Origin of the sequence: Microcoleus sp. B4-C1 (assembly GCF_036705285.1) — a bacterium.
Lineage (GTDB): Bacteria > Cyanobacteriota > Cyanobacteriia > Cyanobacteriales > Microcoleaceae > Microcoleus.
The window spans coordinates 1-1,880 of record NZ_JAUBUC010000205.1 but is presented as its reverse complement, the minus strand read 5'-3'; the positions used below and the strand labels follow the sequence as shown (position 1 = coordinate 1,880).

The 1,880-nt window shown below is 40.5% G+C and carries 2 protein-coding genes; both read right to left on the bottom strand.

Annotation, left to right across the window (positions count from 1 at the left end; all coding sequences use genetic code 11):
• Positions 1-374: 374 nt before the first annotated feature.
• Entirely contained in the window at positions 375-785 is a 411-nt protein-coding gene (locus QUB26_RS31645) for a hypothetical protein (protein WP_333234271.1), read from the bottom strand.
• Positions 786-797: 12 nt separating this feature from the next.
• On the bottom strand, positions 798-1,880 hold a 1,083-nt coding region (locus tag QUB26_RS31640; RefSeq protein ID WP_333321262.1), incomplete at its 5' end, for a hypothetical protein.

Genomic DNA, 1,880 nt, shown 5'->3' with positions numbered 1-1,880 from the left:
CTCATATTTTTTGGCAATTTTACTAGCTTTTCCATTTTAACCCTTTTGCGACATATTCGCCAAAGTGAGATGCACCCAACTCATCTTTCGTAATATTAGAGCTTGAGATAACGATAATAGGGTCTGACATTGATAATTCTCCTTATTTCAAATTGGTTACATAATCTAGGAGTCCTTGCTCAGTCCTAAAGACTCGCACTCCAGCAGGCAACTCTGCTTGTGTTCTATCTGTATAATTGGGGGCAAACAAGATTACGGGCTTGTTGATAGGATTTAGCAGTTAGCAGTCGATAACCTAATTTGTCATTACTTTCGAGTGTGGCTGCAGCTAACCATTCTGAAAAATTGCTACTACTACCCTTTACTTGTAGTTCTTAGTATTCTTCAAAATTGCAGCCTCTCTCAAGCAGATAAAACAATTCTTGACTTGATAACATCTGTCTATTGTACCCGTTCATGTTATCAGTAATGCAGGACCATTTTGCAGCTAACTTAGCCGCTAATTCATAAGCAAATCGCCTACTACCTTCTGCTTTAGATATCTCTAATACAATAAATGTCTTGGGATCACCCAGAAGTTTTTCTGTGGTAGCTTTTAATTCCCATTGCTCTAATTCATTCCTGTTGCCAATGGCAATCCAAATATATAATTCTTCCCTTATCAGACATGCAAAAAAAGGATCTCCTGGTTTTTCAACAATATGTGCACCTGCTGTCCTCAAAAAAGATATTAACTCCTCTTTTCTAATATCGCACCTGGAAACAACTACTAGACCGTTTGACATTGTTAACTCTCCTTATCGCAGATTTGTTACGTAATCCAACAGTCCTTGCTCAGTCCGAAAAACTCGCACTCCAGGGGGAAGCTCGGCTTGTGCTAGCTCTGTGTAATTTGGGGCAAACAAAATTACTGGCTTGTTACTGGGATTTAGAAGTCTATCTGTTTGTAATTTAGCAATTTGACCCGCTTTCTGTCCTGTTTGCATAGTAACCTCTATAATAGCATTGCTGGTTTCTACATCAACATCTCCAACTGGAAGTTTATTGGCTCCTTTTTCTATCCTTCCATAACTGATTAAATCGTGTTTGAGCAGGTTAGCAGTTCTCGCCTCTAATTTAGTACCTGCGTTAGTTGATGCTAAATTATTTTGAATAGCCGCATCAAACCGAGTTGTCCAATGTCCTTGTTTAGCTAGTTCCAGTCTGATTCTTCTAAAGGCTACACCTACCAATTCTTGTCCGGCTAAGCTAGCAAAGTGTTTAAAGTGTTCGGCAGCTTTATTTAAGTCAGCATGATTTTTGGCATAAAAGGCAGAAAAAACATAGGAAAATAATTCTTTGACCGCTTCCACAGCAATTCCTACCCTGCTCAGAGCATATATGATGGCAGCAATTTCACCCAATCCTGTCAAACTTAATGTTGCAAAGACAGCTAAGGTAGCAAGTAATTGTGCCCAAAATTCCCACCGCATTATTGTACTTAAAGCATCTCCTGGTAGCTTAGCAAGTCCTCGCCGTGCTGCCTCAATTAACTTTTTCTCAAAAGACCAGCCATTAACTTCATCAGGTGGTAAATTATTAGCAATACCACCAAACAAATTATCAGCTAAATCATCATTCCCACTTCCACCCGAAGCAGAACCAGAGCCACTACTACCAAAGACCTCTTTAAACTGAGGCTCCTTAAAAATCACAGTCGGCAACTGCCAAATATCATCACTCGGCTTCGGAGGCTTCACTAAATCCACTGGTGTCTCTAAACTCTTAGGTGCCTTATTCAACCGCGGCGCCTCCCCAAATTCAGGCAAATTATTCATCTGCGTCCCAGTTCCTTCCGGGTGAAATGACCCCCCCGTCACCTCATATTCACCCGGCAAATA

Coding starts and splice junctions, on each gene's coding strand:
- QUB26_RS31645 (WP_333234271.1), bottom strand. CDS start 785: ATGTCAAACGGTCTAGTAGTTGTTTCCAGGTGCGATATTAGAAAAGAG.